The following is a 25,275-nucleotide window of genomic DNA, read 5'->3' as shown; positions in this document are numbered from 1 at the left end:
GGGTGACACCTGAACGGGTCGTTTGCCGCCCTCGGCGCGGGGTAGGCGACCCGGACGACGAAGGCGGGGTTCGGGATGGGGTCGCTGGCCGAGTTGCCGACGCTGGGGTCCGGCCTGGGGCACCGGGACGAATGGGAACCCGGGCTCCGCCAGGGGACTCTCGGCGCGCGGTGGGTGGAGTTCATCGTGGAGCGCTGCGCGGACGTGCCCGCCGGGGTGCGGGCGGGATTGCGGGAACTCGCCCGGACCATGCCGGTGGTGCCGCACGGGGTGGGCCGGGCGGTCGACGTCCCCGGCGAGCCGGACGACACGGAACTGGCCGCGTGCGCCGCGCTGGTGGCCGACCTGGGCGCGCCCTGGTTCAGCGGGCACCTCTGGTTCCCCGACCCGGCGCCGCGCCAGCGGGCGCGCGACCTCGGCCGCGCCGCCCAACGGCTGCGGGACAGCGTCGGGGCCCCGTTCCTGCTGGAGAACGTGGAACACGCCGCGCCCGGCGTGCCGGAGTTCGTCACCGAGGTGCTGGAGCACTGCGAGTGCGGCCTGGTGCTGAACCTGGCCCTGCTCGCCAGGGACTGCCCGGACCCGGCGGGCTTCCTGGACCGGATTCCCGTCGAACGGGTGGTGGAGGTGCACCTCACCGCGGGCGCCGCACCCAAGGGGGCCGCGGTGGAGACGCACCGCGAGCCGGTGCCGCCCCCGGCCTGGGACCTGCTGGCGGACCTGGTCACCCGGGCCCCGGTGCGCGGCTCGGTGGTGGAACGCGACGGCGGCGGACCCCAAGACCGCGCCGAACTGGTCGCCGACCTCGCCAAGGCGGGCGAGGTGCTATCGAGCCGCTGACCGCCGCCGGACCGCCTGACGCGCGGCCGCGGCGAACGGCAGCGGCCGCGCGGGCGCCGTCACAGGCCGACGCGGTAATTGATCACCACGTGCTTGTCGGGCTGACCGCCCAGTTTCACGAAGTTGACGCTGAACCAACCGTAGGCGCCGTTGGAGGTCCGGAAGCAGTACTGGGCGCCGATGGTGCTGGGGGTGAGCGGCCCGGTGGTCGACTGTCCCGCCCTCACCGTCTTGGGGCAGTCGATCTTAGCGGCGGGTTCGGTGCCGTAGTAGTAGTAGTACAGGGCGGCCCGGTTGGCCGTGATGGTCAGATCGTCGCCGAAATACAGGTCGATGTCGCCGTTGGGGCCGGAGACCTGCTCCGCCGTGGCTTCCGGCACGTCGAGGTCGACCCCGTGTCCCGGGTCGAGTCGGATCTGCGCAGACACGTCGTCGTCCGCCGCCCTGGGGGCGGACGAACCAGTGGACGAGCGGCTGGGGCGCGACGTGCTCGACGGCGCGGTGCCCTGCGACGAGGTGACCGGGGACGAGCCGGGGTCAGGCGCCACGGTGACGGTCTCGGTTTTAGTTGCCGTCGCGGCCGCGGCCGCGCCCTGTTTGCGGCCAGCCGCGTACGCCCCAATGATGGCGACGGTCAGGGCGAGGGCCGCGATCACAACGATGACGACGACCCGGCGGCTGCCCGACCGCGCCGGGGCGAGCGGATCACTGGTCTGATTGGCATTTCGCACACGTGCTCCCGAGGACAAGTGCGGTCATCCCCGACCACGATGATCAAACCATGCCCGCCCGAGGCCGCCGCGACCGGATCACGAACCCGCGGCGGACCTCTCGGACCCAGGGAAACGCCAACGGCCCGCCGGTGTCACCGGCGGGCCGTTGGACGGACGTGCGGGGAACTCAGCAGTTGGCGGTGGCGGGCTTGCCCGCGACCCGGTCCTGCAGGAAGGCGAACGCCTCGGCGTTGCCGATGTAGATCGGGGTGATGTGATCCTGGTTGGGGATGACCTTCCAGGTCAGGTTCACCCCGGCGTCGCAGTAGGTCTTGTGCAGCGTGTCAGCCTGGCCGAAGGCGACGATGTTGTCGGCCGAACCGTGGTACTGGTAGACCGGAACCTTGATCGGGGTGGCGCCGAGCTTGTTCTCGGCCAGCCGCGCCGCCCACGCCGGAGTCACGAACACCGACTGGGTGAAGTAGTCCGAGATCTTCTTGTTCGCGTACTTGGTGAGCAACTCGAACGTGCAGGAGTCCTTGCTCATGTCGTCGTACGCGGCCTTGCCCGCCGGGGTGAGCGCGCCGTAGAGGTCAAGCTCGGGGTAGGCGTTGGCCAGGCCGAGCAGGGCGTAGAGGAAGAAGCCCGAACCCCACTTGGCGTCCAGCGGCAGGCCGACCATGACCAGGTCGGCGGGCACGCCACCGGCGGCGACACCGACGAGGTTCAGCTCAGGGGCGTAGGTCGGGTGCAACTGACCCGCCCACATCGCCGCGCCGCCGCCCTGCGAGTAGCCCTTGAGCACGACCTTCGCGTTCGCCGCGACCTTCGTCTCGGAGAACTTCTGCGCCGCGCGGACCGCGTCGAGCGTGGTGCGGCCCATGGACTGGCCGGTCATGTAGGTGGTCTTCGGGTCCGGCTTGTAGCCCTCGTAGTCGGGCATCGCGATCACGTAGCCGCCGTTGATAAAGTCATCGATCGCGGGCTGCTCGTAGTGCGAGCCGGTCTGCTGCATGATCGAGGGGGCGCAGAGGAACGCGGGCCCCTGGGTGCCGGACGCGAGAGCCGCGATCGGCGCGGTGGCCGGGTTCGCGCTCTTCGGCATGATGATCGTGCCGGTCACCGCGATGGGCTTGCCCAGCGCGCTGTTCGACAAGTACATGATCTGCCAGGAGTTGGCGAGCGCCCCACGCGCGCCCGGCTTCGCGGGCCGCCAGCGGATGACGTCGCCCGGCTGCCCCTGCGGCAGCGGTGACGGCGGAATGTAGAAGCTGTCGTCGGCGGGCCCGGTGCCGCCGGGCAGCGGCGGGTTCCCGCTGACGGGAGCCGCGCTGGACGGGGTCACGCCGAGCGCCACGACCGCGGACCCGGCCACAACGGTCGCCATGACGGCCGAGAACACCCGCCCGAGACGCGCGGCACGCGCGGACGACTTCGGGCGGCGACTCTGCCGCGAGCGAGCGAACATACTCAGCACCGCATGTACCTCCGAGCGACGACGGGTCACGAGACCGCTCCGCCCTGCCCGGTTTGCGCGGTGGACACAAAGTTCGGGAGGGACATGTGTGGCATCGTGACTAAATCAACGTGTATTCACTTTGCTGGAATGAGCGTAGCATCTGCGGATTCGCTTCACTAAGGGAAGATTTTTGTCAGATTCGATTACTTTTGGGGGGTGTTATTTATCGGGGTGGGCGGGGAGCAATGGTGTCGTGGGGTGCATTTGGGCTGGTGTGGCGGGGTTCGGGGTTGCTCTGGGTGGCGTGGGTTGGGTGGGGTTGCTCGATGGGGTGGAGTGGTTTCTTTGGGGCCCCTACGAAGGAAGATCCCGTCGTGGGAAAGACGGGTGGGGAGCCTTCGGCCCCACGACCACGGCAAGTTTAGGGATCTTCCTTCTCCCCCAAAGAAACCACTCCACCCCATCGAGCACCTGGCAGGGTTCGTGCGGCTTCGTGGGGGGCTGGTTGTTGCTGCTCGGTCCGCCCCATCTGGCACCTGGCGGGGTTGGGTGCGGTCTGGTTGGGGGCCGGGGTGCCCTGCTCGCCCGCTGGCTCAGTACAGCTAGGCGACCAGTCCGGCGATCCAGGCGGCCAGTGCCTGTTCTGCTTCCGCCCGGGTCTGGGGTGGGTTGTCGGCGTCGGTGATGAGGAGGGCGGCTTCGATGAGGGCGCTGAGGATGAGGCGGGACAGGACCTTGGTTGGTTGGGGGCGGATCAGGCCTGCGTCTATGGCCAGGGTGAGTGCCTCGGTTAGGAGGGCTAGGCCGAACTCGGCTTCTATGGAGCGCCAGTCGTGCCAGCCTAGGACTCGGGGGGCGTCCAGGAGGGATATCTGGCGGACTTCGGGGCGGGTGCAGGTGTCCAGGAAGGCGGTTAGGGCGGCGGCTAGGCCGGTGGACAGGTCTGGGGCGGTGGTCATGGCGGTGCGGATCTCGGTGGTGATCTCGGCTTCCAGGGTGACCACGACGTCGCGGAAGAGGGCCTTCTTGTCCGTGTAGTGGTGATAGAGGGCGCCTCGGGTGACGCCCGCGGCGCGGACGATCTCGTCGGCGGGCACCGCGTCGTAGCCGCGGGTGGCGAACAGGGCGCGGGCGGCCGTCGTCAGGGCGGTCTTGGTGCCACGGGAGCGGTCCTGCTGGCTACGGCGCATGGCCAGTCAGTGTGCCAAGGGGAACACCTTCTCCCGCGCGAACCCGACGATCAGCTCGCTGAGGGCGGTGGGCTGGTCCTCGGGCACGAAGGTGTAGCTGTCGGGGATCTCCACGATTCGGGCGTTCGGCAGGACGTTGGCGAGGCGGTGGGCCAGCGACAGCGGGAAGAGTCGGTCCTCGGTCGCCCAGGCCAGCAGGACCGGGTGGGGGAAGGCCGCCAGTTTCCGCGCGGCGGCGAGGGTATGCCGCCGGTGCACGCCGCGCAGGAACTTGGCCAGGTCCGCGCGGACGCCGGGGGTCTGCCACGCCGGGTCGATGTAGGAGTGGATCGCCGCGTCGGGGATGGGGCGTTTGGCGACCCAGCCGAAGGCGAACGGGAGACCGCGCACGAACCGGCTGCGCAGCGCCGCCGCGACCAGCCGCATCGAGCCCGGCGCCCTCGCCAGGAGCGGCAGCGGGGCGAACATCGGCGGGAAGAAGCGCTCGAAGGAGTCCGACGGGGTCAGGACCACGCCCGCGACCCGGTCCGGGTGCTCGGCCATCAGGATCTGGGTGAGCGCGCCGCCGGTGTCGTTGGCCACCAGCAGGACGTCGCGCAGGTTCAGCTCGGCCAGGAAGTCCGCGACGAGGCGGGCCAGGCCGGGTGGGCTCAGGTCGGCGTCGGGGGCCATCGGCAGCCGGTGCGCGCCCAGCGGCCAGTCGGGAGCCAGGCAGCGGTAGCCGGCGGCGGCGACCAGCGGCAGGACCTCGCGCCACAGGTCGGCGTTGACCAGTAGGCCGTGCACGAACACCACCGGGCGGCCCTCGCCCATCTCCACGTAGTCCAGCACCCCTTGGCTCAGGTGGGCCTGGCGCGTCCGGTCCAGCATGTCCGTCCTCCCCCATGTCGGTTACATACATACCGTATGTATGTAAATGCGGTTTGACCATACCCCTCTCTGGGGTTATATATGGGGTTATTGAAGGGAGGGGCATGCCGAAGATCAATGTGTACCTGCCGGACGAACTGGCCGAGGCGGTCAAGGCGACCGGGGTGCCGGTGTCGGCGATCTGCCAGCGGGCGCTGGAGCAGTCGGTGAAGCGGGTGGCCGCGATCCGGGCGACCGTGCTGGGCGATCTCGCCGATGACGACCCGACAGCGCGGCTGTCGCAGTTCACGGAGCGGACGCGGGCGGTGCTCAGGCTGGCGATCGAGCGGGCGCGGGCGGACGGGGCCGCCGCCGTGGGCACCGAGCACCTGCTGCACGGCATGCTCGCCGAGGGCGGAAACCTTGCCCTGCAAGTGCTGCGCGTCTTGGAAGTCGATTCCGAGCAGGTGGGCCGGGCGCTCGCCAGCGCCGGGCGCGCGGTGGCCGGGGACGCGACGCGGTTCAGCGGACCGGCCGCCAACGCGGTGGAACTGGCCGTGACCGAGGCGATTTCCCTGGGGCACAACTATGTCGGCTGCGAGCACCTGCTGCTCGGCCTCGTCGGCGAGCCGGAGGGGACCGCTGGGAACGTCCTGCGGAGCCTGGGCGTCGACCTGCGTTCTACCCGGCGCACGGTCGAGGCAGCGCTCAGCGGCTACGCGCACCTGCGGGCGCAATCCGGTGGTGCGGAGGCGATCGCCGCCGTGGTGCAGCGGGAACTGCGGCCGGTGCTCGACCGGCTCGACCGGTTGGAACAACGGGGAGTTTAAGTGTCCTGTTCGGACTCAGCGGCGCTGTCGATCATGATGGGAGTGGTGTGATGGCACGGGTTCTGCTCGTGGCCACCGGCGATACGATCGCCTACCGGCAGCATTCGGACAGGCCGTCGGTCGCCTCGGGCGCCGAATTGCTCGCGGCGGCTGGCTCGCCGAGCGCGGTGGTGCGGGTCGAGGACGTGCGGGCCGAGCCGAGTTGGGACACCTCTCCGGGGACCATGCTGGCACTGGCGCGGCGGGCGCGGGCCGCGCTGCTCGATGACGGGTTCGACGGCGTGGTCGTCACCCACGGTGTCGACACCTTGGAGGAAACGGCGTTCCTCACCGACCTGACCGCCGGGTCGGCCGCCGGGCGGGGCGGGATCGTGTTCACCGGGGCCGCCCGCTGTCTGGACGAGCCCGGTGGCGACGGCCCGGCCAACCTGGCCGCCGCCATCGCCTGCGCCGCCGATCCGGCCGCGCGCGGGCTCGGCGCGCTGGTCTGCGCGAGCGGCGAACTCCACGCGGCCCGCTGGGCGCGGCTGGCCGACACCACCGCCGGCGCGGTGTTCACCTCAGCGCCGCATCCGCCGGTCGGGCGGGTCGCGGGCGCGGTCACGATCACCGCTCCCCCGCCCCCGCGGCCGCGGTTTGTGGACGGGCTGCCGGAAACCGATGTCGCGCTGATCAAGACCTACCCGGGTATGCCGCCCGCGTTGCTGACCGCGGCCGTCGACGCCGGGGCGCGCGGCGTCGTGCTGGAGGGCACCGGGGCCGGGAACGTGCCGGTCGACCTGTTCACCACCATCGGCGAGCTGACCGAGTGGGACATCCCGGTCGTGCTCGCGTCCCGCGCACAGCATGGCCCCTTGGCCGACGCGCACGACGCCACCGGCCTGGCGACCAAGGTCGGCGCCATCAGCGCCCGCGGCCTGGCCCCGGGACACGCGCGGATCGCCCTGATGGTCGCCCTCGGCGCGGGCGGCGTCCCCGCGGTCCGCGACTGGTTCGACCAATCCGGTTTCTAGTCGGCCGCCTGGAAGTGCCAGATGATCGCCGCGGGCACGCCCGCCGCGGCGGCTTGGGCCGCTTCCGGGATCAGGGTGGCCAGGGACCACGGCCATACGTCCCACGGCCCCAGCTCCCGCGGGGTGTCGCTGGCGGTCTGCTCGGCGGAGTCGTGGGCCGAAGGAGCCTGCCGGGTGTCCTGCGCCGAAAGGCCGCGCCCAGACGGCTCCCGGGCCGGAAGATCCGCTGCGGAAGGAGTGCGCCCAGCGGTGTCCGGCCCCGACGAAGGCCGCAGGGACACGCTGTGCCCAGCAGGTTCCGACCAACGCTGCGCAGACGAACTGCCCCCACCGGATGACAACGCCAACGAAGACTGCGCAGACGAACCATGCCCAGCCGATTCCGGCGTCGACAAAAGCCGCGCGGACACGCTGTGCCCAGCAGGTCCCGACACAAGCTGCGCAGACGAACTGCCACCAACGGACGGCAGCGCCGACGAAGACTGCGCGGACGAGCCATGCCCGGCGGATTCCGGTGCCGACAAAGGCCGCGCGGAAGCACCATGCCCAGCAGGTTCCAGCGTCGACAAAGGCTTGGCGGACAACCTGTCCCCAGCGGGTTCCCGCGCCGGTGACGGCCGCGCGGTGGCGACCGATTCCGAGTTCTGTTGCGGTGCGGGCAAACCGGGTTCCTCGCAGCGCAGCGGGCGCAGGCCCACCGCGAGGGCGGCGCGGAGGAAATCGCCGACTCGGTGTTGGTGGGCTATCAGCCTGCCGGGCTTGCCATTTGCGTCGCGCACGGTGGGGACTGAGCCGCGGGCGACGCTTTCGGGGTGGATGTCGGAGATCACCAGGTGTCCGCCCGGGCGCAGGACCCGGGCGAACTCCGCCAGCACCGGGGCGAGGTCGGGCACGTGGGTCAGCGCCAGCGAGCAGACGACCACGTCCACCTCGACGTCGGAAACCGGCAGCCGACGCAGGTCGCCGCGCCGGAACTCGGCTTCGGGGAGTCGTTTCCTGGCCAGCGCGAGCATGTCGGGTGAGCTGTCGACGCCGATCACCTTGTGCCCGTGCGCGGCGAGCGTCCGCGCCATTCGGCCGGTGCCGCAGGCGGCGTCCAGGGCGAGGCCGGGGGGCAGCGCGCCGAGGATCTCCTCGACCACGGGGCCGTCGACGTCGAACGCGGTGTTGCCGTCGTCATAGGTTGGCGACCACAGGCGGTAGCCAGTGACCGTGTCGACCAGCTCTACGTCTACCCCGGCGTCCGCCAGCGATTTGTCGTCAAGCAGCCCGCGGATCTCGGCGAGACGTGCCGCCACGAAGTCGCGATCGTGTTCGCCACGGAAGGCGCGCAGCAGCGCGATTCCTTCGACACCAAGCAGATAAGCCAGCGGGTGCTCGTGGATCACCCGGGCGAGGCTAGCCACGCGCCAGCCGCGCCCGCCACCGAGTTACTGGCGTTCACCATCCAGGTTGGGTTAACTGTCCGGGTGTCCCGACGTGTCGCGCTCACCCAGGTCGCCGTGTGGGGGTTGCTGGTTCTCGGGTTGACGCTGATGTGGGCGCGCAAGGACGCGGGCGCGGCGGCGACGCTGCTGACGATCCTGTCCGGCGCCGCCGCGGTTACCCAGTTCCTGTCCGCCACCAAGTGGAAACCCGCCGCGCGGAGCAGTTCCGCCGAACAGGTGGACGCCGCGGCCGACGCGCTGGCCGCCGAGGTGCGCAAGCAGTGGGAACCGGAGGCGCGCAGGCGGTCGCTGGACCGGTCGCGCCGATTACCCGTGCGCTGCCGAGTCCCGCCCAGCAACGACAAGTCAGCCGAGTCAGCCGAGATCGACCTCGACCAGTTCGTCGCCGACTTCGCCGACGACCCCCGGCGCACCGTGGTCGTCGGGGAACCGGGCTCGGGCAAGACCGCGCTGTGCCTGCTGTTGACGCTGGAACTGCTGCGGCGGCCCGAGGCGCGCCGGCTGCCGGTGCTGCTCCAAATCTCCACGTGGAATCCCGCCGAGAACATCGACTCCTGGCTGTTGGCCAGCCTGCTCGACATCTACCCGTTTCTCGGCAACGAGTCGCGATACGGCCCCACCGCCGCCCGGGAACTGCTGAACCAGGACCGGATACTGCTGGTGCTCGACGGGCTTGACGAACTCGCCGAGGAACAGCGGCCCGCCGCGCTGCGGGCGCTGGACGCCGACCTGGGCAGCGCCCGCCCGTCGGTGCTCACCTGCCGCGCCGCCGAGTTCGCCTCGGCCAACGCCGGGGGCGTGATCCGCGACTCGCACGTGGTCGAGTTGCTGCCGCTGCCCGACGAGGCGATCGCGGGCTACCTGCGCGAGTCGACCCCGCGCGCGGGCGCCGAGCGGTGGGCGCCGATCCTGGCCGACCTCACCGAGCGGACCGGCACCCCCGTTGGGCACGCGCTGCGCACGCCGCTGATGCTGTCGCTGGCGCGGACCGTGTACGGCGACCCGCGCAAGGACCCGGCCGACCTGCTGCGGCTGCCGGACTCCGAGCAGGTCGAGGCCACCCTGCTGGACGAGTTCACCCGCCAGGCGTTCACGACCCGGCCGCCGTCGCCGCTGCAGAACCCGGCGCACGAGCCGCCGCGCTGGGACCCCGAGCAGGCCGAGCGCTGGTTGGCCTTCCTGGCGCAGGAGTTCCGGGAACTGTCGTGGTGGCAGCTGTGGCGGGCGGTGCCGACCGCGGTGTTCGTCGTGCGCAGCGTGCTGGTCGGGGGGCCGCTCGCGGCGCTGCTGGGCTGGCTGCTGCTCGGGCTGTTCGGCCAGCCGGGCCTGGGCCTGCTGCTCGGCGCGGCACTCGGCGTCGGCGTCGGGATCGGGCTGCGCCTGCTCCCGGCCGAGCCCCCGCGCCGGTTCGTCCCCCGGGTGCTGCGCCGCGGCGACCTCGGCCGGGACCTGCTCTACGGGGCGGTCGGCGCGGTCGCGGGCGGGGTCGCGGTGGGCAGCCTCTACGGCGGCGGCTACGGGGTGGCGATCGGCCTGGTCTTCGGCGTGGCCTACGGGATGGTGCGCCGGTTCACCGAGCCGACCGAGCCCACCGAGGCGGTCACGCCCGAATCCGTGCACCGCGACGACAAGCGCGCGGTGCTGTTCGCCGCCGGTCTCGGCGCGGTGCTCGGCGCGCTGGCGGGCGCGTTCCTCGGCGGCGTCGTCGGGGTGTCCGGGCTGGGGCTCGTGGTGCCGGTGACCCACCCGGTGCTCGTCGGCCTGCTCGGCGCGGGGGTGGCCAGCGTGCTCGGGGCGGCCGGGCTCGGGCTGACGGTCTACTCGACCAGCGCGTCCAGCCGGTTCAACACCGCCCGGCTGTGGCTGGCGCTGCGCGGGCGGACCCCGGTGCGGCTCATGGCTTTTCTGCAGGACGCCCACCGGCTGGGCGTGCTGCGCCTGGTCGGGCCGACGTACCAGTTCCGGCACGAGTTGCTGCGGGACCGACTGGCTCGGCGAGGGTGAGCACCACGCGCGCGCCCAGCCGCCAGAATGTCTTGCGACCGCAGGCTTGCAGCCCGTAGCGGGCGTCGGGGAACCGGGCCATGGGCGGGGCTGCGGCGGGAACCGGGCGGAGCCGGATGTCGCCGAGTCTGCTGCTGGCGCGTTCGATGGCGGCGGGCGGGTAGGTGAAGTCGATCTCGACGCGGGTGTCGGCGTCGGCCAGGCCCAGTAGCCGGGCGGTGTGCTCGCCGTCGGACAGGTCGTAGACCCGGCCGCCGACAATGCAGCGGATCACCTCGAACTCGCTGTCCCGCAACGCTTCCGACCGCCGTGCCAGCCAGTCCGGCTCGAAGGCGCGCTGTCGTCGCTCCAGCGCCAGCAGGTACAGCGAGCGCACGATGGCGTAGAGGACCAGCACGACCGCGGCGGCGATGACCGGCGCCCGCGCGGAGTCCACGACCACGGTCTTGGCCGCCAGCATCAGCGCGCCCGCGGACAGGGCGAGGACCAGCGTCTGGTCGCGCGCCCGGCCGAAAGCGGGGTCGCGGGGCGCGGCCATGACCCGGGACAGGACGCTCGGGCGGGCGGCGAGGGGCGTGGCCAGGTCGGGGCGGGGTGTCTCCCAGTCGCCCCACGTCCCATCGGCCACGGTCACACCTTCCCTTCTCGTCTCAGTCTGGCCGCGCGTGACGGGGCTTGCGCGGCTTTCCGTCCGCCAAGCTTTCCGCGCGGCGCAACAGGATCGCCAGCGGCGTGCGGAACCCGAGCAGGACCCGGCCGAGGTTCGGGCACCGCCTGCGCGCGAACGACATCCACAGGGTCGCGTGCAGGACCGCGTAAAGGGGCCGCTCACTGCCGTAGTGGGCGCGCAGCCGGGGCGCGAGGTCGCGCAGGCGGCCGCAGATGTCGCCCAGGGTCGACTCTCCCCGCGTGGCGGCCGTGGCCACCCCGGTCGCCGCGTCCGGCTCGGCGTCCTGGTAGTCGTCGAGCCGTTGCAGGATCGCGCCGAGCTCGTAGACCAGGTCCGCGTCGCCCCTGCTCATCGGCGGCGTGGCCAGCGACAGCAGCACGACCATGCCGTGGCCGCCCTTGCCCTCGGTGATCCGCGCGATCTCCGCGGACCCGATGTCGGGGTCGGCCTGCCTGCGCGACCACGCCTGGTGCTCGTGCACGGCGGCCAAGGCGGCGAAGACCACGTCGTCGGGGCCGCGATCGAGCCGCCGCCGCACTTCACGGTACAGCCCGAGAAAAAGCCGCTCCATGTCACCGCGCGGCTCGAACTCCCCACCGCGAAACAACACCGCCAGCCGGTCGTCGAGTTCCGGCCCGCCGAAATGGTCGAATAGGTCGTCGTACACCCGGGTGATCGCGCCGGTCAGCACCAGCAGATCCGACCGCACCGGCACCCGCGCCATCGCCGCATACCCGGCGACGAGAAAGCCCAGCTTGACGCTCGTCGCCCGCAACACCGCCAGCACCCGCGCCCCCCGCTCCGGCACCGCGGCCGCCACGACCGGCGCGACCACCTGGTCGAACGCCGCCACGTACCCCGCCGCCCGCCGTCGCACCCCCGGAACCACCCCGGCGAACGACAGCCACCGCAGCAGGGCGCACAGATCCCGCCAGAACCCGGCTTCGGGGCGGCTCATGCCTCCTCAGCCCGCGGTGGGGCGGCGGAAGGCGGCGCGGTAGGCGTTGGGGCTGGTGCCGACGACGCGTTTGAAGCGGTCTCGGAAGGTGGTGGGGGAGGTGAAGCCGACTTCGGTGGCGATGCGGTCGACCGGGTGGGTGGTGGCTTCCAGGAGGTGTTGGGCGCGGCGGACGCGGGTGCGGTGGAGCCATTGCAGGGGTGTGGTGCCGGTTTGCTCGCGGAAGCGGCGGTTGAGGGTGCGGGCGCTCATGCCCGCGTGGGCGGCGATGTCGTCCAACGCCAGGTCTTTGGTGGCGTTCTCCTCCAGCCAGCGCAGGAGAGGTTCCAGGGTGGCTCCCCGGGGGGCGGGCGGCTGGTCGTGGACGATGAACTGGGCTTGGCCGCCTTCGCGTTCCAGGGGCATGACCGACAGGCGGGCGGCGTCGGCGGCGACCGCTGAGCCGTGGTCGCGGCGGATCAGGTGCAGGCACAGGTCGAGTCCGGCGGCGGCGCCCGCGGAGGTGAGGAACTGGCCGTTGTCGACGTAGAGGACGTGCGGGTCGACGTCGATCTCGGGGTGGCGGGCGGCGAGCGCGGCCGCGGCGAGCCAGTGCGTGGTGGCGCGGCGGCCGTCGAGCAGGCCGGTGGCGGCGAGGGTGAACGCGCCGACGCAGATCGAGGCGATGCGGGCGCCGGTGGCCGCGGCTTGGCGGAGCGCGTCGAGGGCTTCCGGCGGGATCGGGGCGGTGGGGTCGGTCCGGCCGGGGACGATGACCGTGTCCGCGTCGACCAGGGCGGTCAGGTCGTGCGGCGGGTGGAAGGTGAACGCGGCGGTGTGGACGGTGGGCGTCGCGCCACAGACGCGGACCTGGTAGGCGGGGCCGCCGTCGGGCAGTCGGGTGCGGGCGAAGACCTCGATCGGGGTGGCGAGGTCGAACGGGATGACCTGGTCCAGGGCGAGCACGGCGACGGTGCGCATGACCGGAACCTACTGGCCCGACCTGGCCGATGGCGAGAATCCGTTGGAACCTGGCAATCCGGCCACTTCTCCGGATCGCGCGCCGTCCCTAGCGTTCTGCTCACCCCCAGATGAGGAGAGTGCGCATGCTTGCCCAGGTCGTGTTGTTCGACGGCTTCGACCCGCTCGATGTCGTGGCCCCCTACGAGGTGCTGGCCGCGAGCGGGGCGCTGACCGTCGAACTCGTCTCCGCCGAGGGCGCGCGCGAGGTGCCCAGCGGGATCAGCCCGCTGTCGCTGCGGGCGACGACCCGACTGGAGCCCGCGCGCGCCGATTTGATCGTCGTGCCGGGCGCGGCGGGGCGGCTGCCCGAAGGCGAGCAGGACATGCGGGACGACAGCATCCCGGCGATCCTGGCCCGCGCGCTCGGCACCGGTTTACGCGCCCTGCTCGCCGAATCCGTCGCCCGGCCGGGGCTGACCGTGGCCACGGTGTGCGGCGGCTCGCTGCTGCTCGCCATGGCGGGCCTGATCGCAGGCAGGCCCGCGACCACGCATCACCTGGGGCGCGGGGCGTTGGCCGCGGCCGGGGCGGTCGCGATCGACGCGCGGGTGGTCGACGACGGCGACCTGGTGACCGGAGCCGGGGTGACCTCCGGCCTGGATGTGGCGCTGTACCTGCTGGAACGCGAGGTGAGCCCGCGCGTCGCGCACGAGGTCGAGACCCTCATCGCGCACGAGCGCCGCGGCACGGTCTGGTCGGCGAGCGCGGCGTGACCAAGATCCTGCTCATCCTGCACGTCCTCGCCGCGATCGTCGCGATCGGCCCGGTGACCGTCGCGGCGAGCATGTTCCCCGCCGCCGCCCGCCGCGCCTGGGCCTACCCCGGCGAGAGCGAGGTCGGCGCCCTGCGCACCCTGCACCGCGTCTGCCGGGTCTACGCCGCGGTCGGGATCGCGGTCCCGGTGTTCGGTTTCGCCACCGCGGGCAGCATGCGGGTGATGGGCGACCCGTGGGTGGTCGTCTCGATCGTGCTGACCGCCGCCGCCGCGGGCGTGCTGGCGCTGCTGATCCTCCCCCGCCAAGACCAGATCCTCACCGCGGTCACCGCGCCAGCGCCCGCGCTGACCGCGCGGTTGGCCATGCACACCGGCGTCTTCAACATCCTGTGGGCCACGGTCACCGTCCTGATGATCGTGCGCCCCGGCTCCACCACCGGCGCCTGATCAGGCGAAGGCGACCAGGTACGTGAGCACCAGGCCCAAGATGTAGACCGGATAGCCGACGCGGGCGGCTTTGGTCAGCTTGCGTTCCAGGTCGCCGCGGCGGATGGTGGCCAGGCGTTTGCGGAGCATGGCGATCAGGACGCAGACCGAGGCCAGCAGGATGAACGCGTAGTAGCCCCATTCCAAGGCGACGGTGTAGCTGACGGACGGAAGTTGGGACGTCACGTTGTTGAGCAGGACCGCTGTGCTGAGGATCGCGGTGACGCCCATGGACACCGGGGCCGTTCCGTCTGTCGGCGAGAAGAACAGCAGCAGGTAGGTGACACAAATGAGCAGCACCAACGGAAGCAGGTTCTTGACCAGGAACGGCAGGACGTCCCGCTGGATCTCCACGTCGGCGGCGTACTGGCTGTAGTAGATGCCCGCGGCCGTGCCCGCGCCCAGGGCGTCGCTGCTGCCGACGGTCCGTTGGAAGAACCGGGCGGAGGTGGTGAGCCAGTTGGGCAACTGGTTGATGCTGGCCTCGGCGTCGGTGCCGCTGCGCAGGTAGTCCTCCGGTGACTGGTTCAGGATTTCCCGGTCCGTCACGTAAACCACCTCGTCGGCGGTTTGGGTTCGGTTCTGCAGCAGCACGGTCAGGTTCTGGTGGTCGAACGGGAAGGAGCGGAACTCGAAGCCGTTCTTGAACCGGTCGGCCACCCGGTAGAGGCGGTAGGTGCCGCCGTTCTTGGTGACGTCGCGCAGCGGCTCGCCCAGTTTGAGGTCGGGGTCGACCGCGTTGACGAACTGGACGTCGGCGGCCCGGTGGTCGCCGGAGTACTTGAGCCACAGGAAGAAGTCCACGAAGTACGTGCCGTCGCGGGTGTCGAGGTCGCGCACCTCGTTGAGGTTGACGCCGGTCGCCACGACCTGGCGGCGAGTCAGCAGCCGGTCCCCCACCGCGATGACGCTCCCGTCCGCCAAGCCGGACCGCAGCGCCTCGTCGGAGGTCGGCTCGTAGATGGTGAGCTGGGTCGGCGCGGAGACGAGGCGGGCGCCGTCGCTGGTCACGATGGTCACCGGCATCTGCGCGGACCCGTGCGCGGAGAAGTACAGCGGGCCGAGCAGCGCCGGGAACGCGTTTCGCTTGTCCTTCAACGACGCCAGCGTGTCCCGCAGCCGCTGCCGGTCCTCGCCGACGCGGTCCTCGGCGAGGCTCAGGTTCCCCTTGGTGATCGCGTGCAAGCCGACGTTGAGCGCTTGGCGGCCGGTCGCGGCGTGCCAGAGCGGGTGTTCCCCGTACCACCGCGTGTATTCCTGCGCCCAGGCCAGCGCCGGGCCGGACAGCGAGTCGGGCGCCAGCGGCGTGCCCAGGTAGAGATTGCCGGTGAGCAGCCCGGGGCGGCCCCGTTGCCGCTCGGTCCGCACGAGGTCGTCGTGGAACGCTTCCGCGCCAAGGGAAGCGGTGCCGAGAATGGGCGCGGTGACCCCCGACGAGCGCAGCCGGTCGATCATCGCCAGGCCGTGGTAGTCGTGCATGGCGAGCACGATCGGGGTGCCGGAGCCGAGCGCGCGCAGCGCCGTCACGGCGTCGTCCACCGACTGTCCGGGCTTGGCCGAGACCGGCACCCGGGCGGCGACCGCGCCGAACTGGCCGAACGACGCCGAGAACGTCTCGTCGCCCGCGCGGCCCGCCTCGGTGTCCTCGAACACGATGGCCGCCGTCGCCGAGCCCAGGACGCGGGCGGCGTAGACGGCGAGGAAGTCGCTTTCCGTGCGGGTGCCGAACATGCTGCGGAAGTACCAGTCGCTGTCGTCGGTCACCCGCGGCGCGCCTGCGGCCGGGGTGATGGCCGGAATCCGCGCCCGCTGGTAGATCGGCTGCGCCGCGAGCGAGGTCTCGTTGATCCCGTGGCCCACGACGAACATCACCTTGTTCTCGCGGGCGATCTCCTCGGCGATGGCGGCGGCCTTGTCCGCCTGGTCGGCGTCGTCGTAGACGAGCAGTTCGACCGGGCGCCCGGCGACCCCGCCCGTGCGGTTCACCTCCTCCAGGTGCGTCCGCACGCCGCGTTCCAGGTGCGCGGAGGTCTTCGCGCTCTCCCCGGTCATCCCGGCCACCAGCGCGACATAGACCGGCTTGCCCTGCTGTCCCGCGGACAACGCCCACACTCCGACCGCGGTGAGCACGACCAGCGCGGCCACCGCGGCCGCGATCCACGTCCGCGCGCCCGCCCGCCGACGCCGCGCCTCGGCGACGGCCTCCGGCCGGGGCGGCTCGATCAGGTCGGCGACCTCGGCCGGAGGGACCGGGGTGACCCGGCCCAACTCCTTGCGAATCCGGTCGGTCGCCGGGTCGGCCTTGATGGCGTAGGCCTTGTCCAGGCAGAACCGGCGCTCGCCGTCGTCGTCCACCAGTTCGGCGAGCCAGCGCCACGCTGGCTCGTAGTCCTCGTCCTTGGCCAGCGCCAGCCCGAGCAGCGCGCGGGCCCGCTGCGAGTCGGACTCGGCCAGCCCGATCGCCTGGTGGGTGAGGGTGACCGCGGTCTCCGGCTTCTCCTGCGCCATCACGGCCTCCCTGGGGTGTGCGGGAGAGCCAAGGTAGACCGGGGGCGGCGACCACGATCGAGACGGCTTTCCTTACACCCGAACGGGTTCGCCTGCTGACGGTGCGGTTGATCACCGGTCGCCGAATCGTTTTATCGGTGGATTGACAGCGTTGCCCGGCTGGTGTTGCCTGGTTTGCCCGATCATGGGAAAGGTGGGGGGAATGCCTGCATCCGGGGGACGATGGAGTCCCCGCTATCGCATCTTCGTGGTCGCGCTGGTCTTGGTCGTGGTCATCGCCATCACCTCGATGTCCGTGCTGCTGACCTCGCTGCTGCTGGCCGAGGAGACCGACCACCGGTGGAGTCCCGGCTCGGTCCTGCGCCTGCTGGCCGTGGGGGTGGTGGTGATCCTTTCCGGTGTCTCGGTCAATTTCCTGCCCAAGGCGATCCGGACGGTCTGGCACAACCCCGAGCGGGCCAACATCGGGTTCGTGGACCTGACCGGCAGGCTCGGCCGGGCGCTGCGGCGGCCGTTGAAGCAGGTCGGGATCGTGCTCACGGTGGTCGCGATCGTGGCGGCCGGGGTCGCTCTGCGGCCAGCGTCGACCGGCCTGGAACCCGGGCCGCTGGTGCTGATGACCGGGTTCAGCGAGAGCGCGAGCGACCCGAGGTCGATGCTGGTCAACCAGTGGAACCAGCTCAACCCCGACAACCCGGTCGTGTTCAACGTCTCGCCGGGCGAGCCGGACCAGCAGAACGCCCGGATGGTCAACGACGCCAAGCCCGACGGCGAGCACGAGGCCGACGTCTACGCCCTCGACGTGGTGTGGATGGCGCAGTTCGCCGACCGCGGCTATATCCGCCCGCTGGACCAGACCCGGCTCTCGGCGCAGGACATCGGCGACTTCGTGCCCAAGGTGCTCGACACCTGCAAGCGCGGCGGGACGCTGTGGGCGCTGCCGTTCAACACCGACGTCGGGCTGCTGTTCCGCCGCACCGACATTCCCGACGCCGTCAGCCCGAAGACCTGGGACGACTACTACGGCTCCGCCGCCAAGGCCGCCGCGGCCCGCACGCCCGGGGTCGCGGCGGCGAACGCGGCGCAACTGGCCAACGAGGAAGTGCTGACCATCACCGCGTTCGAGGCGATCTGGGCCGCGGGCGGCGAGGTGGTCGACAAGACCGGGCAGGTCTTGCAGAACCCGGACAAGAGCGAGGTCTACTTCGGCCAGGCCGACCTGAAAGGGATCGCGAACCTGGCCGCGGCCTCCCGGGACCCCGACATCGTGCTGACCGAGGACGACGAGGCCAGGAAGACCGCGGAGACCTCGGCGTCGGACGCGTTCCGGGAGGGGCGCACGCTGTACATGCGCAATTGGCCGGTCGCCGTCGACCGGGTGGGCGACAGCGTGCCGTTCGAGGTCGCCGTCCCGCCCAGCCCGAGCGTGCTCGGCGGCCAGAACCTGGCGGTCTCGGCGTCGACGGACAAGCCCCGGGCGGCGCAGGCGCTCATCGAGTTCCTCACCAGCGCGCAGAGCCAGTTGATCCTGTCCGAGATCGGCGGGTTCGCCCCGACCCGGCAGTCCGCGTTCAGCAACGCGAAACGGCCCGACCGGCAAGCGGTGCGCACCGCGCTCGACGGCGCGCGGCCGCGCCCGGTCACCCGGAACTACCCGGAGTTCAGCCGGGTGTTCCGGCAGGGCGTCCTGCGCGCGCTCAACGACAACGGGAAGCTGGAGGACGGTTTCGCCGCGGAGCTGGCGGAGATCCTGCGACGCCCGTGAGGCTTGCCTTGACGTGGGCGGCAACGTTTACCGTCGGCGTATGCGAATAGGCGACCTGGCCAGACGGGCCGGAACGACGACACGGGCGCTGCGCTTCTACGAGTCGCAGGGGCTGCTGGCGGCCCAGCGCTCGGCCAACGGCTACCGGGAGTACGGCGAAGAGGACTTCCGGCTGGTCAACGAGATCCTGACCCTGCGGGCGGTCGGGCTCAGCCTGGAGGACACCCGGCCGTTCGTGGCGTGCCTGCGCGCCGGGCACGCGGCCGGGGACGCCTGCGCCGACTCGATCGAGGTCTACCAGCGCAAGCTCGCCGAGGTGGAGGCCTGCCTCGAACGGCTCGGCGCGGTGCGGGCCGAGCTGCTGGGCAAGCTGGCCAAGGCGCTGGCCCGCGACCCGGGAACCTGCGGCGTGCCGGGAGGTCGGTCGTGACCCCGCACGAGGTGACCGACGCGACGTTCGAGCGCGACGTCCTGCGCCACGACAAGCCGGTGCTGGTGGACTTCTGGGCGCGGTGGTGCCCGCCCTGCCACATGATCGCCCCGGTGCTCGCCGAGATCGCCCGCGAGCGCGCCGACGTGCTTACCGTGCGCAAGGTCAACACTGACGAGAACCCCCTCGTCGCCCGGGATTACCAGGTCATGTCCCTGCCGACGCTGCTGGTCTTCCGTGACGGTAAGCCGGTGTGGTCTCTGGTAGGCGCGCGCCCGAAGGCCGTGTTGCTGGCCGAGTTGGACGCCGCCTTGGCGCGCTGAAAATGCCGCGCAGGCGCGCGGGCAACGGACGACAATGGGCCCATGATCGAAAACCATGGGGGCCCGGTCGACTCGCTCCTGCTGGAGGTGGCGGCGGCGAATCTTCCCGCCTACTCCGGTTTCGAGGTGCGGGTGCACGTCAACGGAGTCGAGATGACCGCCGCGGGCGGTGGGGTGGGAATGGACCCGTACAAAGTCCTCGTCCCGGACAATCGCTTGGTGGCCACCGACGAGGTGCGGACGGTGCCGATCGGGCGCTGCTCGTGCGGTGTCTACGGCTGTGGGCCGACCGACGTCCGGATCGTCCGGGAGGGCGACCGGGTGCGCTGGGAATGGCTGCGCCGGGGCGACGAGGACCGTGTCTTCGTCTTCGCGGCCGCGGCGTACGACGCGGAGATCGCGCGGGCGTTCGCCGAACACTCGTGGGAGACCCCGGTGCGGACCGCCGGGCGGCTCGTGCTGACGAACGTGGACCGGGAACGGCTGCTCGGCCTCGGTATCACGCCCTATACCGCCGGGAACGACTACCGCGATCCGGAGCGCTTCCAGGTGGTTCTCTGGACAGCGGACGACTACCAGGTCTTCGTGACCACGCCGTGGCAAGGCCGCTCCCCCGAGGACCTGGCCCGCGCGGTGTGCGAGAACCTGGCAGGCCCGCTGGACCAGTGGGACGCGACCTGGCACGCGACCAACGCCCGGGTGAACACTCCGCCCGCGATCGCCCCGCCGTCCTGGCGACGCCAGCGGATCGGATAAGCCCATGATTGAAAACCATTGGGGCACCGTCGACTGGCTCCGGCTGGAGGTGGCTCCCGCGACCACCACCATCAAAACCGGTTTCGAGGTGCGGGTGCACGTCAGCGGGGAGGAGTTGACCGCGGAGGGCGGGGGCCGGGGGATGGACCCGTACGACATCCTCGTTCCCGACAACCGCCTGGTGGCCACCGACGAGGCGCGGACGGTGCCGGTCGGGCGCTGCTCATGCGGCGACTTCGGTTGCGGGCCGACCGAGGTGCGGATCGTGCGGGAAGACGACTGGGTGCGCTGGGAATGGCGGCACCGGACGGCCGAGAGCCGCACTTTCGTCTTCCCGGCGGCGAAGTACGACGCGGAGGTCGCCCGCGCCTTCGCCGACCACTCGTGGGAGACGCCGGAGCGGACCGCTGGGCGGCTCGTGCTGGCGAACGTCGACCGGGAACGGCTGCGCCGCCTCGGCCTCAAACTCACGTCCGTCTGGAACGACGGCCAAGACCAGGACCTGTTCAAGGTGACTCTCCGGCTGGCGGACGACTACCAGGTCTATGTGGCCACTCAGTGGCAGGGCCGCGCCCCCGAGGACCTGGCCCACGCGGTGTGCAAGAACCTGGCCGGTCCGCTGAACCGGTGGGACGCGACCTGGCAGGCCGTCCGGCGCGGAGTGCAGGCGCCGCCCGCCATAGCCGCGCCGACCTGGCGACGCGGCAGGCGCCTCTTGCTCTGAACCCGGAGAACGGGCGGGGTCCGTCAGTCGAACTCGACGTCGGAGCAGGACATGAAGAACTCGCCCACCAGGTTGCCGTGCTGGTCCCTCAGGCCGCCGTGGCCGCCCCACACGTCGACGATGACGTGCCTGCCGGACTTCGGGGGAAGCGTCTCGGTGGTGTAGCTGGTGACGGCGGGGTCGCCGTGGGTCTCGGTCATGAACGGCACCGGTTCGAGGGCGTCCCAGGTCACGCCGCCCTGGCGGTCCCAGCCGTCCTTGGTGACGAACCACTGGTGGGTCCAGGTGTGGTCGACGTGGTGGGCCTCGTAGGCGTAGGTGAACGTGTGCGTGGTCTCCCCGCCCGCCAGGTAGGAGACCGGCCAGTCGCCGACCAGGTCGAGACCGGCGAAGGCGGCGTTGCCCGCGGACGCGACGTCGGGGCCGTGGAAGAACTTGCGGTACTCCAGGTAGGAGCCGTTCCACGGCGGGTCGGCGAGCATCGCCTCGGCGGGCGGCACGACCTCGTGCCAGGAGGTGCTGGTGCACAGCTCGCGGGCGCGGCGGCAAATCTCGGACGGGTCGTTGTCGCGGAGGGCCCGAATCGCGCGGCTCACCGGGTGATCGACGTTGCCGTGCCGAGGGCTCGCGGACAGGGCGGTCTCCTCCCGGCCGGGGAGAGCGGTGTAGGGCCGGGTGTCCGTGGTGGCGACGGTGACCTCTTCGGTGAACTCGCTCCACGCGCCGCCGTCCAGCTTGGCGCGGATCTTCACCCGGTACTCGGGGGCGGGCTCAGTGCCCAGGCACACCCAGTGCGTGCGGGCCCACTGCCAGCCCGGGGCCCAGGTGGGCCAGTGCAGCAGGGCGGTCTGCTTGATCCGGCCCCCGTCGAGCCACACCTCATAGACGTGGGGGTAGGGCGGGTTCGTCCCGTCGTTCCAGTCCGGTGGCGGGGGCCAGTCGCCGCCGCTGTTCGCCCCGACGGTCCATGCGAGCTGGATTCCGTGCAGCGTGAGGTCGCCGTCGGTGCGGTAGGCGGCGGTGGCGGCGAGGGAACGAGGGGGTGCGGTCTGCTGGAGGTCGGTGGTCATCGTGGCCATCCTCGGAAAATCGGACGCGAGCGCTGGTCGTCCTCCGCATGCTCGTCCGCCGCGCGCGCCTACCGGCCGGTCTTCACCCGAAGTGAGCGCCCCCACTGGAGCCTCATTGGCCCCATCAGCATCACTAGGGTGCGGCGAAAGTCGCGAATCCTAGGTCACGCCCTAGTTGATCGTGAAAGGATTCACCCATGGCGGATGGGGACCATAGGCCGAAGTGGGTGCGGTTCGCGGCCCTGATCGCCGCGGCGCTGGTCGCGGTGGGGATCGCGGTCGCGGTGTGGTGGGAGCAGGTGCCCACCGAGGACGAGCTCAAGGAGCAGGCCGGGCTCAAAGGGAAGTCGGAGCTGGTCATCGGCGTGAAGACCGACATGCCCGGCATCGGCTACCTCGACCCGGACACCGGGGTGCTCTCCGGGTTCGACATCGACATCGCCTACCTGATCGCCGCCGACCTCGGGTTCGAGCCGAGCAAGGTGCGACTGGTCGAGATCGAGAACGAGGACCGCTCGAAGATGCGCGGCGCCGACGGCAGGCGCGTCGACCTGGTGGTGGCGACCTACAGCGACACCCCGGAGCGCGCGGCGGTCGGCGGGGTCAGCTTCTCGTTCCCGTATCTGGAAACCGAGCAGTCGGTGCTGACCCGCGAAGACCACCGGCCGGTGCTGGCGCTCACCGAACTGGCCGGTGAGACGGTATGCACGCTCACCACCTCCACGTCGGTGCGGGCCGCGGAAGAGGCGGGCGCGAAGATCGTCTACGACCTGACGATCGCGGGCTGCGTCAACCTGCTGCGCGCGGGCAAGGTCGACTCGGTCACCACGGACGCGGCGATCCTCGCTGGCTTCGCCCAGCGCTACCCCGACGAGCTGCGCCACCACGACATCGCGCTGGAGGCCAAGGAGCTGTGGGCGGTCAACACCGGGGGCAACGAGGCGCTGCGGACCCTGGTGAACCTGGCCCTGTACCGGTCGCAGAACGACCCGGCCGACAAACGCTGGGAGGACGCGCACAACCGGCACCTGCGGCCGATGGCCAAGCACAGTCCCGAGCAGCTCATCCCACTGGACCAGCAGCGGGGCGCGGTGGAGGTGGAGGTTCGGCAATGGCCATGGGAGCGGGTCTGACGACGCTCGCGGTCTCCGATGGACCCTGACGCCGCCGGTGTCCCCCATCGTCCCGCCGCGGAGCGACCACCCACTGGACCGGCGGAACGGCGCCGCGGAGGTTCGGCCATGGACGAGACCGGCAGGTCTGACGACGCTCGCGGTTTCCAGTGGACGCTGACCCTGCTCCCGGCGTTCCCCATCGTCGCGCTGGTGCTGCGGCTGTGGCAGCTCAGCGGCCAGGACCGCAACACGATGCTGCTGCTGGTGCAGCACGTGCACGCGCTGGAGCTGGCCAGCTCGCTGGTCATCAGCCTGCTTGCGGTGCCGCCCGCGATCCTGCTGACCGCGCACCTGCTCGGCCTGCTGTCGCTGGTGAGCCGGGCCCCCGGCCGCGAGTCCCGGCTGGAGCGCACGGTCGAGCGGACCCCCGACTGGCTGGTGATCGGGTCAGTGGCATGGGCGCTGCTGGTGTGGCAGTTGAGGTTCATCCCGACTCTGCTGCTGCTGGCATGCGCGATCGTCGGGCTGACCACCCGCCGACGCGGCCGCGACGACCTGGTGTTCCCGGTGTGCGTGCTGCTGCCGATCGCGGTCGCGGCGCTGGAATACCTGTGGTTCGGCGGCGCGATCCTGGCGGCGTTCGGCCGCGGTGAGACGCCGCTGGCCCTGCTGCTGCTCCTGCCGCCGCTGTTCGGCCCGCTGCTGACCGGCCCCCTGCCCGAACGGGTCGCCAAACCGGCCACGCACGCCATCGCGTCGGTTGGCGCGCTGGTCACCCCGTTCGCGCTGATCGCGATGTTCCTGCAGGTCCCCGTGCTGCCTGCGGTCGCGGTCCAGTTGCGCGCCACCGACGACCGCCCCGCCTCCATCGTCCTGGGCAACGTCGTCACCGTGGACGACACCATGACCACCCTCCTCGACGCCGACCGCGAGGTCCATTTCGTGCCCAACAACCTGATCGAGGCCAAATCCCTGTGCCGGGGCCCGGAGCAGATCCCCTACAGCGCCGTCACCGCGCGCGGCTGGCTGGTCGAGGACGCCGCCATGGACTGGCTCCTGCCGGTAAAAGTCCCCCAGGGCGCCACCGACCCCCGCTGCGAGGGCCGACTCCCCTGACCGGGCCGTCTGCACGAAGCGGGCGAAGCGGTTCGAGCGTGAACCGCGCACGCCGCACCCATTCGTACCGCGGATCCGGTTGGGCCACCACGCAGGGTTTCTTTGCCGCACCACGAATGAAGCCTGTTTCGTCAGCCCGGCAAGACCGCCGGAACTGGCCGGGTGGGACTGGCCTCTGCAAAAGCGACCCACAACAGGTTCAAGGGGTGGTCCGCGGCGTAGCGGTCCCGTTCGCCTTTGCGGGCGAAGATTCCGGTGACGATCTCCAGCGCGGGTTCGTAGTCGTCGGCGAGGTCGATCTTACGGAGGCCCGCGCCGGGAAGTCGTCCCGCCAGGGCGGCGTCGGCGACCCGTTCAGTGGTGAGCAGGCATCCGTGCAGCAGCTCGGTGTTAAGCAGGTTGAGACCGTAGTTGAGGGAGTCGATCTCGGCGATGACGTCCAGCCTGCCCCGATAGTCGGGGCCATACCAGCGGCCGAGAAATTGAGCGAGCAGTCCGGCGGTCGGCGCCAGTAGCGGCAGACTGGGCAGCTTGGCCGCGACGACTGGGATGTCGGGAAGTTCACGGGTGGTGAGGTTGGTCAGCAGAGCGACACGTTCGCGGTGCCATTCCAGGAAATCATAGTCCAGGTCAGGCGGACTACCGGGTTCGGCCGCGAAGCTACCGCACACCAGATCCACCTTTTTCGCGTCGAGCTTGCGCCACAGGTCGCGGGTGCGGACGTGCTCGATGTTCAGGTGGATGTCACGACGTTGGAAGTCTTCGCGCAGCGAGGGCCAGACCTCGCCGAGGAACTCGACGGTGAACTCAGTGGTGCCGAAGGTGACGGTGGACCCGACTCGTCGCCTGCTGCGGTGCAGGCTTTCAGTCCAGGCCAACAAGGTACGTGTCGCGAGGGTGACGACTTCCTCGCCGGACGGGGTGAAGAGAAAGTCCTTGCCGCGGCCCTGTTTGACCACCAGCGCCTCACCCACCAATCGGGTCGCGGTCCGGTTGAGATTGTCGAGCTGTTTCTGCACGCTGGATTGCTCACGCCCGAGCGCACGGGCTGCCCGCTGAGCGGTGCCGGTGGTGTGCACCACAGCAAGGGTGCGCAGCTGGTCAAGGCTGATGTCGAGCATCTCGGGCGGGCAGCCCAGCAGGGTCGCCAGCAAATTCGCGGCATCGATCTCGTCGTCTCCGTTGTCGGACACCACGCCTCCTCGTTTCGAACCCCCGGGCGGGGCACACCTTGGCACGCGAATTGTCCGCGCGGCCAGTTGGGTTGTCACTGCTCGCAGTTCCACCCACA

At 71.1% G+C, this 25,275-nt stretch carries 24 protein-coding genes; 13 read left to right on the top strand and 11 right to left on the bottom strand.

Going from position 1 to position 25,275, the window contains the following annotated elements; genetic code table 11:
* The first annotated feature begins 75 nt into the window (after nt 1-75).
* Nucleotides 76-840, top strand: a complete 765-nt coding sequence (locus tag ACZ6SD_RS04280) for a multinuclear nonheme iron-dependent oxidase (protein ID WP_465315450.1) — start codon at nt 76-78, stop codon at nt 838-840.
* 59 nt (nt 841-899) lie between these two features.
* Here ACZ6SD_RS04280 and ACZ6SD_RS04275 read toward each other — a convergent pair whose 3' ends face one another.
* The 4 genes from ACZ6SD_RS04275 to ACZ6SD_RS04260 form a co-directional block, all read right to left on the bottom strand.
* Entirely contained in the window at nt 900-1,571 is a 672-nt protein-coding gene (locus tag ACZ6SD_RS04275) for a hypothetical protein (protein ID WP_465315449.1), read from the bottom strand.
* A 169-nt stretch (nt 1,572-1,740) separates the two neighbouring features.
* Nucleotides 1,741-2,940, bottom strand: coding sequence for a lipase family protein (locus ACZ6SD_RS04270; RefSeq protein ID WP_465315448.1), 1,200 nt, complete (start codon nt 2,938-2,940; stop codon nt 1,741-1,743).
* A gap of 674 nt (nt 2,941-3,614) precedes the next feature.
* Nucleotides 3,615-4,202, bottom strand: coding sequence for a TetR/AcrR family transcriptional regulator (locus ACZ6SD_RS04265; RefSeq protein WP_465315447.1), 588 nt, complete (start codon nt 4,200-4,202; stop codon nt 3,615-3,617).
* 6 nt (nt 4,203-4,208) lie between these two features.
* Complete coding sequence (locus ACZ6SD_RS04260; protein WP_465315446.1) at nt 4,209-5,072, bottom strand: alpha/beta fold hydrolase; 864 nt, start codon at nt 5,070-5,072, stop codon at nt 4,209-4,211.
* Nucleotides 5,073-5,176: 104 nt separating this feature from the next.
* On the opposite strand from ACZ6SD_RS04260, the gene ACZ6SD_RS04255 reads away from it, so the two are divergent.
* Nucleotides 5,177-5,881, top strand: coding sequence for a Clp protease N-terminal domain-containing protein (locus ACZ6SD_RS04255; protein WP_465315445.1), 705 nt, complete (start codon nt 5,177-5,179; stop codon nt 5,879-5,881).
* Between the two features lie 50 nt (nt 5,882-5,931).
* Nucleotides 5,932-6,894, top strand: a complete 963-nt coding sequence (locus tag ACZ6SD_RS04250) for an asparaginase domain-containing protein (protein ID WP_465315444.1) — start codon at nt 5,932-5,934, stop codon at nt 6,892-6,894.
* Here ACZ6SD_RS04250 and ACZ6SD_RS04245 read toward each other — a convergent pair.
* Complete coding sequence (locus tag ACZ6SD_RS04245) at nt 6,891-8,282, bottom strand: class I SAM-dependent methyltransferase (protein ID WP_465315443.1); 1,392 nt, start codon at nt 8,280-8,282, stop codon at nt 6,891-6,893. The genes ACZ6SD_RS04250 and ACZ6SD_RS04245 overlap by 4 nt on opposite strands.
* Before the next feature lie 81 nt (nt 8,283-8,363).
* On the opposite strand from ACZ6SD_RS04245, the gene ACZ6SD_RS04240 reads away from it, so the two are divergent.
* Nucleotides 8,364-10,346, top strand: a complete 1,983-nt coding sequence (locus ACZ6SD_RS04240; protein WP_465315442.1) for an NACHT domain-containing protein — start codon at nt 8,364-8,366, stop codon at nt 10,344-10,346.
* Here ACZ6SD_RS04240 and ACZ6SD_RS04235 read toward each other — a convergent pair.
* From ACZ6SD_RS04235 to ACZ6SD_RS04225, 3 genes are read right to left on the bottom strand one after another with little or no spacing between them, the layout of a single operon-like run.
* The gene (locus tag ACZ6SD_RS04235) at nt 10,237-10,974 is read right to left on the bottom strand and encodes a hypothetical protein (RefSeq protein WP_465315441.1); all 738 of its coding nucleotides are present in this window, start codon (nt 10,972-10,974) and stop codon (nt 10,237-10,239) included. The genes ACZ6SD_RS04240 and ACZ6SD_RS04235 overlap by 110 nt on opposite strands.
* Nucleotides 10,975-10,996: 22 nt before the next feature.
* Nucleotides 10,997-11,974, bottom strand: coding sequence for a hypothetical protein (locus ACZ6SD_RS04230; RefSeq protein WP_465315440.1), 978 nt, complete (start codon nt 11,972-11,974; stop codon nt 10,997-10,999).
* A gap of 6 nt (nt 11,975-11,980) precedes the next feature.
* A complete protein-coding gene (locus ACZ6SD_RS04225) occupies nt 11,981-12,934 on the bottom strand; it encodes a GlxA family transcriptional regulator (RefSeq protein WP_465315439.1) in 954 nt (317 codons plus the stop codon).
* A 125-nt stretch (nt 12,935-13,059) separates the two neighbouring features.
* On the opposite strand from ACZ6SD_RS04225, the gene ACZ6SD_RS04220 reads away from it, so the two are divergent.
* Both ACZ6SD_RS04220 and ACZ6SD_RS04215 read left to right on the top strand, forming a co-directional pair.
* Nucleotides 13,060-13,689 (top strand): DJ-1/PfpI family protein, encoded by a 630-nt coding sequence (locus ACZ6SD_RS04220; RefSeq protein ID WP_465315438.1) that lies wholly within the window; start codon nt 13,060-13,062, stop codon nt 13,687-13,689.
* Nucleotides 13,686-14,138, top strand: coding sequence for a hypothetical protein (locus ACZ6SD_RS04215; protein WP_465315437.1), 453 nt, complete (start codon nt 13,686-13,688; stop codon nt 14,136-14,138). Before ACZ6SD_RS04220 ends, ACZ6SD_RS04215 begins: the two co-directional genes overlap by 4 nt.
* On the opposite strand, the gene ACZ6SD_RS04210 is transcribed toward ACZ6SD_RS04215, so the two are convergent.
* Nucleotides 14,139-16,685 (bottom strand): ABC transporter substrate-binding protein, encoded by a 2,547-nt coding sequence (locus ACZ6SD_RS04210; RefSeq protein WP_465315436.1) that lies wholly within the window; start codon nt 16,683-16,685, stop codon nt 14,139-14,141. It abuts the gene before it with no gap.
* A gap of 202 nt (nt 16,686-16,887) precedes the next feature.
* On the opposite strand from ACZ6SD_RS04210, the gene ACZ6SD_RS04205 reads away from it, so the two are divergent.
* From ACZ6SD_RS04205 to ACZ6SD_RS04185, 5 genes are read left to right on the top strand one after another with little or no spacing between them, the layout of a single operon-like run.
* On the top strand, nt 16,888-18,450 hold the full coding sequence (locus tag ACZ6SD_RS04205) for an extracellular solute-binding protein (protein ID WP_465315435.1): 1,563 nt from the start codon (nt 16,888-16,890) through the stop codon (nt 18,448-18,450).
* 40 nt (nt 18,451-18,490) lie between these two features.
* Entirely contained in the window at nt 18,491-18,880 is a 390-nt protein-coding gene (locus ACZ6SD_RS04200) for a MerR family transcriptional regulator (protein ID WP_465315434.1), read from the top strand.
* Complete coding sequence (gene trxA / locus ACZ6SD_RS04195; protein WP_465315433.1) at nt 18,877-19,203, top strand: thioredoxin; 327 nt, start codon at nt 18,877-18,879, stop codon at nt 19,201-19,203. The genes ACZ6SD_RS04200 and trxA overlap by 4 nt, the downstream gene beginning before the upstream one ends.
* A gap of 42 nt (nt 19,204-19,245) precedes the next feature.
* Nucleotides 19,246-19,959 (top strand): hypothetical protein, encoded by a 714-nt coding sequence (locus ACZ6SD_RS04190; protein ID WP_465315432.1) that lies wholly within the window; start codon nt 19,246-19,248, stop codon nt 19,957-19,959.
* Between the two features lie 4 nt (nt 19,960-19,963).
* Nucleotides 19,964-20,683, top strand: coding sequence for a hypothetical protein (locus tag ACZ6SD_RS04185; RefSeq protein ID WP_465315431.1), 720 nt, complete (start codon nt 19,964-19,966; stop codon nt 20,681-20,683).
* A gap of 23 nt (nt 20,684-20,706) precedes the next feature.
* Here ACZ6SD_RS04185 and ACZ6SD_RS04180 read toward each other — a convergent pair whose 3' ends face one another.
* Entirely contained in the window at nt 20,707-21,753 is a 1,047-nt protein-coding gene (locus ACZ6SD_RS04180; RefSeq protein WP_465315430.1) for a lytic polysaccharide monooxygenase auxiliary activity family 9 protein, read from the bottom strand.
* Nucleotides 21,754-21,950: 197 nt separating this feature from the next.
* Here ACZ6SD_RS04180 and ACZ6SD_RS04175 point away from each other — a divergent pair, with 197 nt between their 5' ends.
* Together ACZ6SD_RS04175 and ACZ6SD_RS04170 are read left to right on the top strand one after the other, a co-directional pair.
* A complete protein-coding gene (locus ACZ6SD_RS04175) occupies nt 21,951-22,886 on the top strand; it encodes a transporter substrate-binding domain-containing protein (RefSeq protein ID WP_465315429.1) in 936 nt (311 codons plus the stop codon).
* A gap of 108 nt (nt 22,887-22,994) precedes the next feature.
* Nucleotides 22,995-23,984, top strand: coding sequence for a hypothetical protein (locus ACZ6SD_RS04170; protein WP_465315428.1), 990 nt, complete (start codon nt 22,995-22,997; stop codon nt 23,982-23,984).
* Between the two features lie 131 nt (nt 23,985-24,115).
* Here ACZ6SD_RS04170 and ACZ6SD_RS04165 read toward each other — a convergent pair whose 3' ends face one another.
* Nucleotides 24,116-25,180, bottom strand: coding sequence for a LysR family transcriptional regulator (locus ACZ6SD_RS04165; protein ID WP_465315427.1), 1,065 nt, complete (start codon nt 25,178-25,180; stop codon nt 24,116-24,118).
* Between the last annotated feature and the right edge of the window lie 95 nt (nt 25,181-25,275).

The sequence above is a fragment of the Actinokineospora sp. NPDC051303 genome, assembly GCF_055586285.1.
Note: the sequence above shows the minus strand (reverse complement) of the source record. Positions and strands in the feature narration are given on the sequence as shown.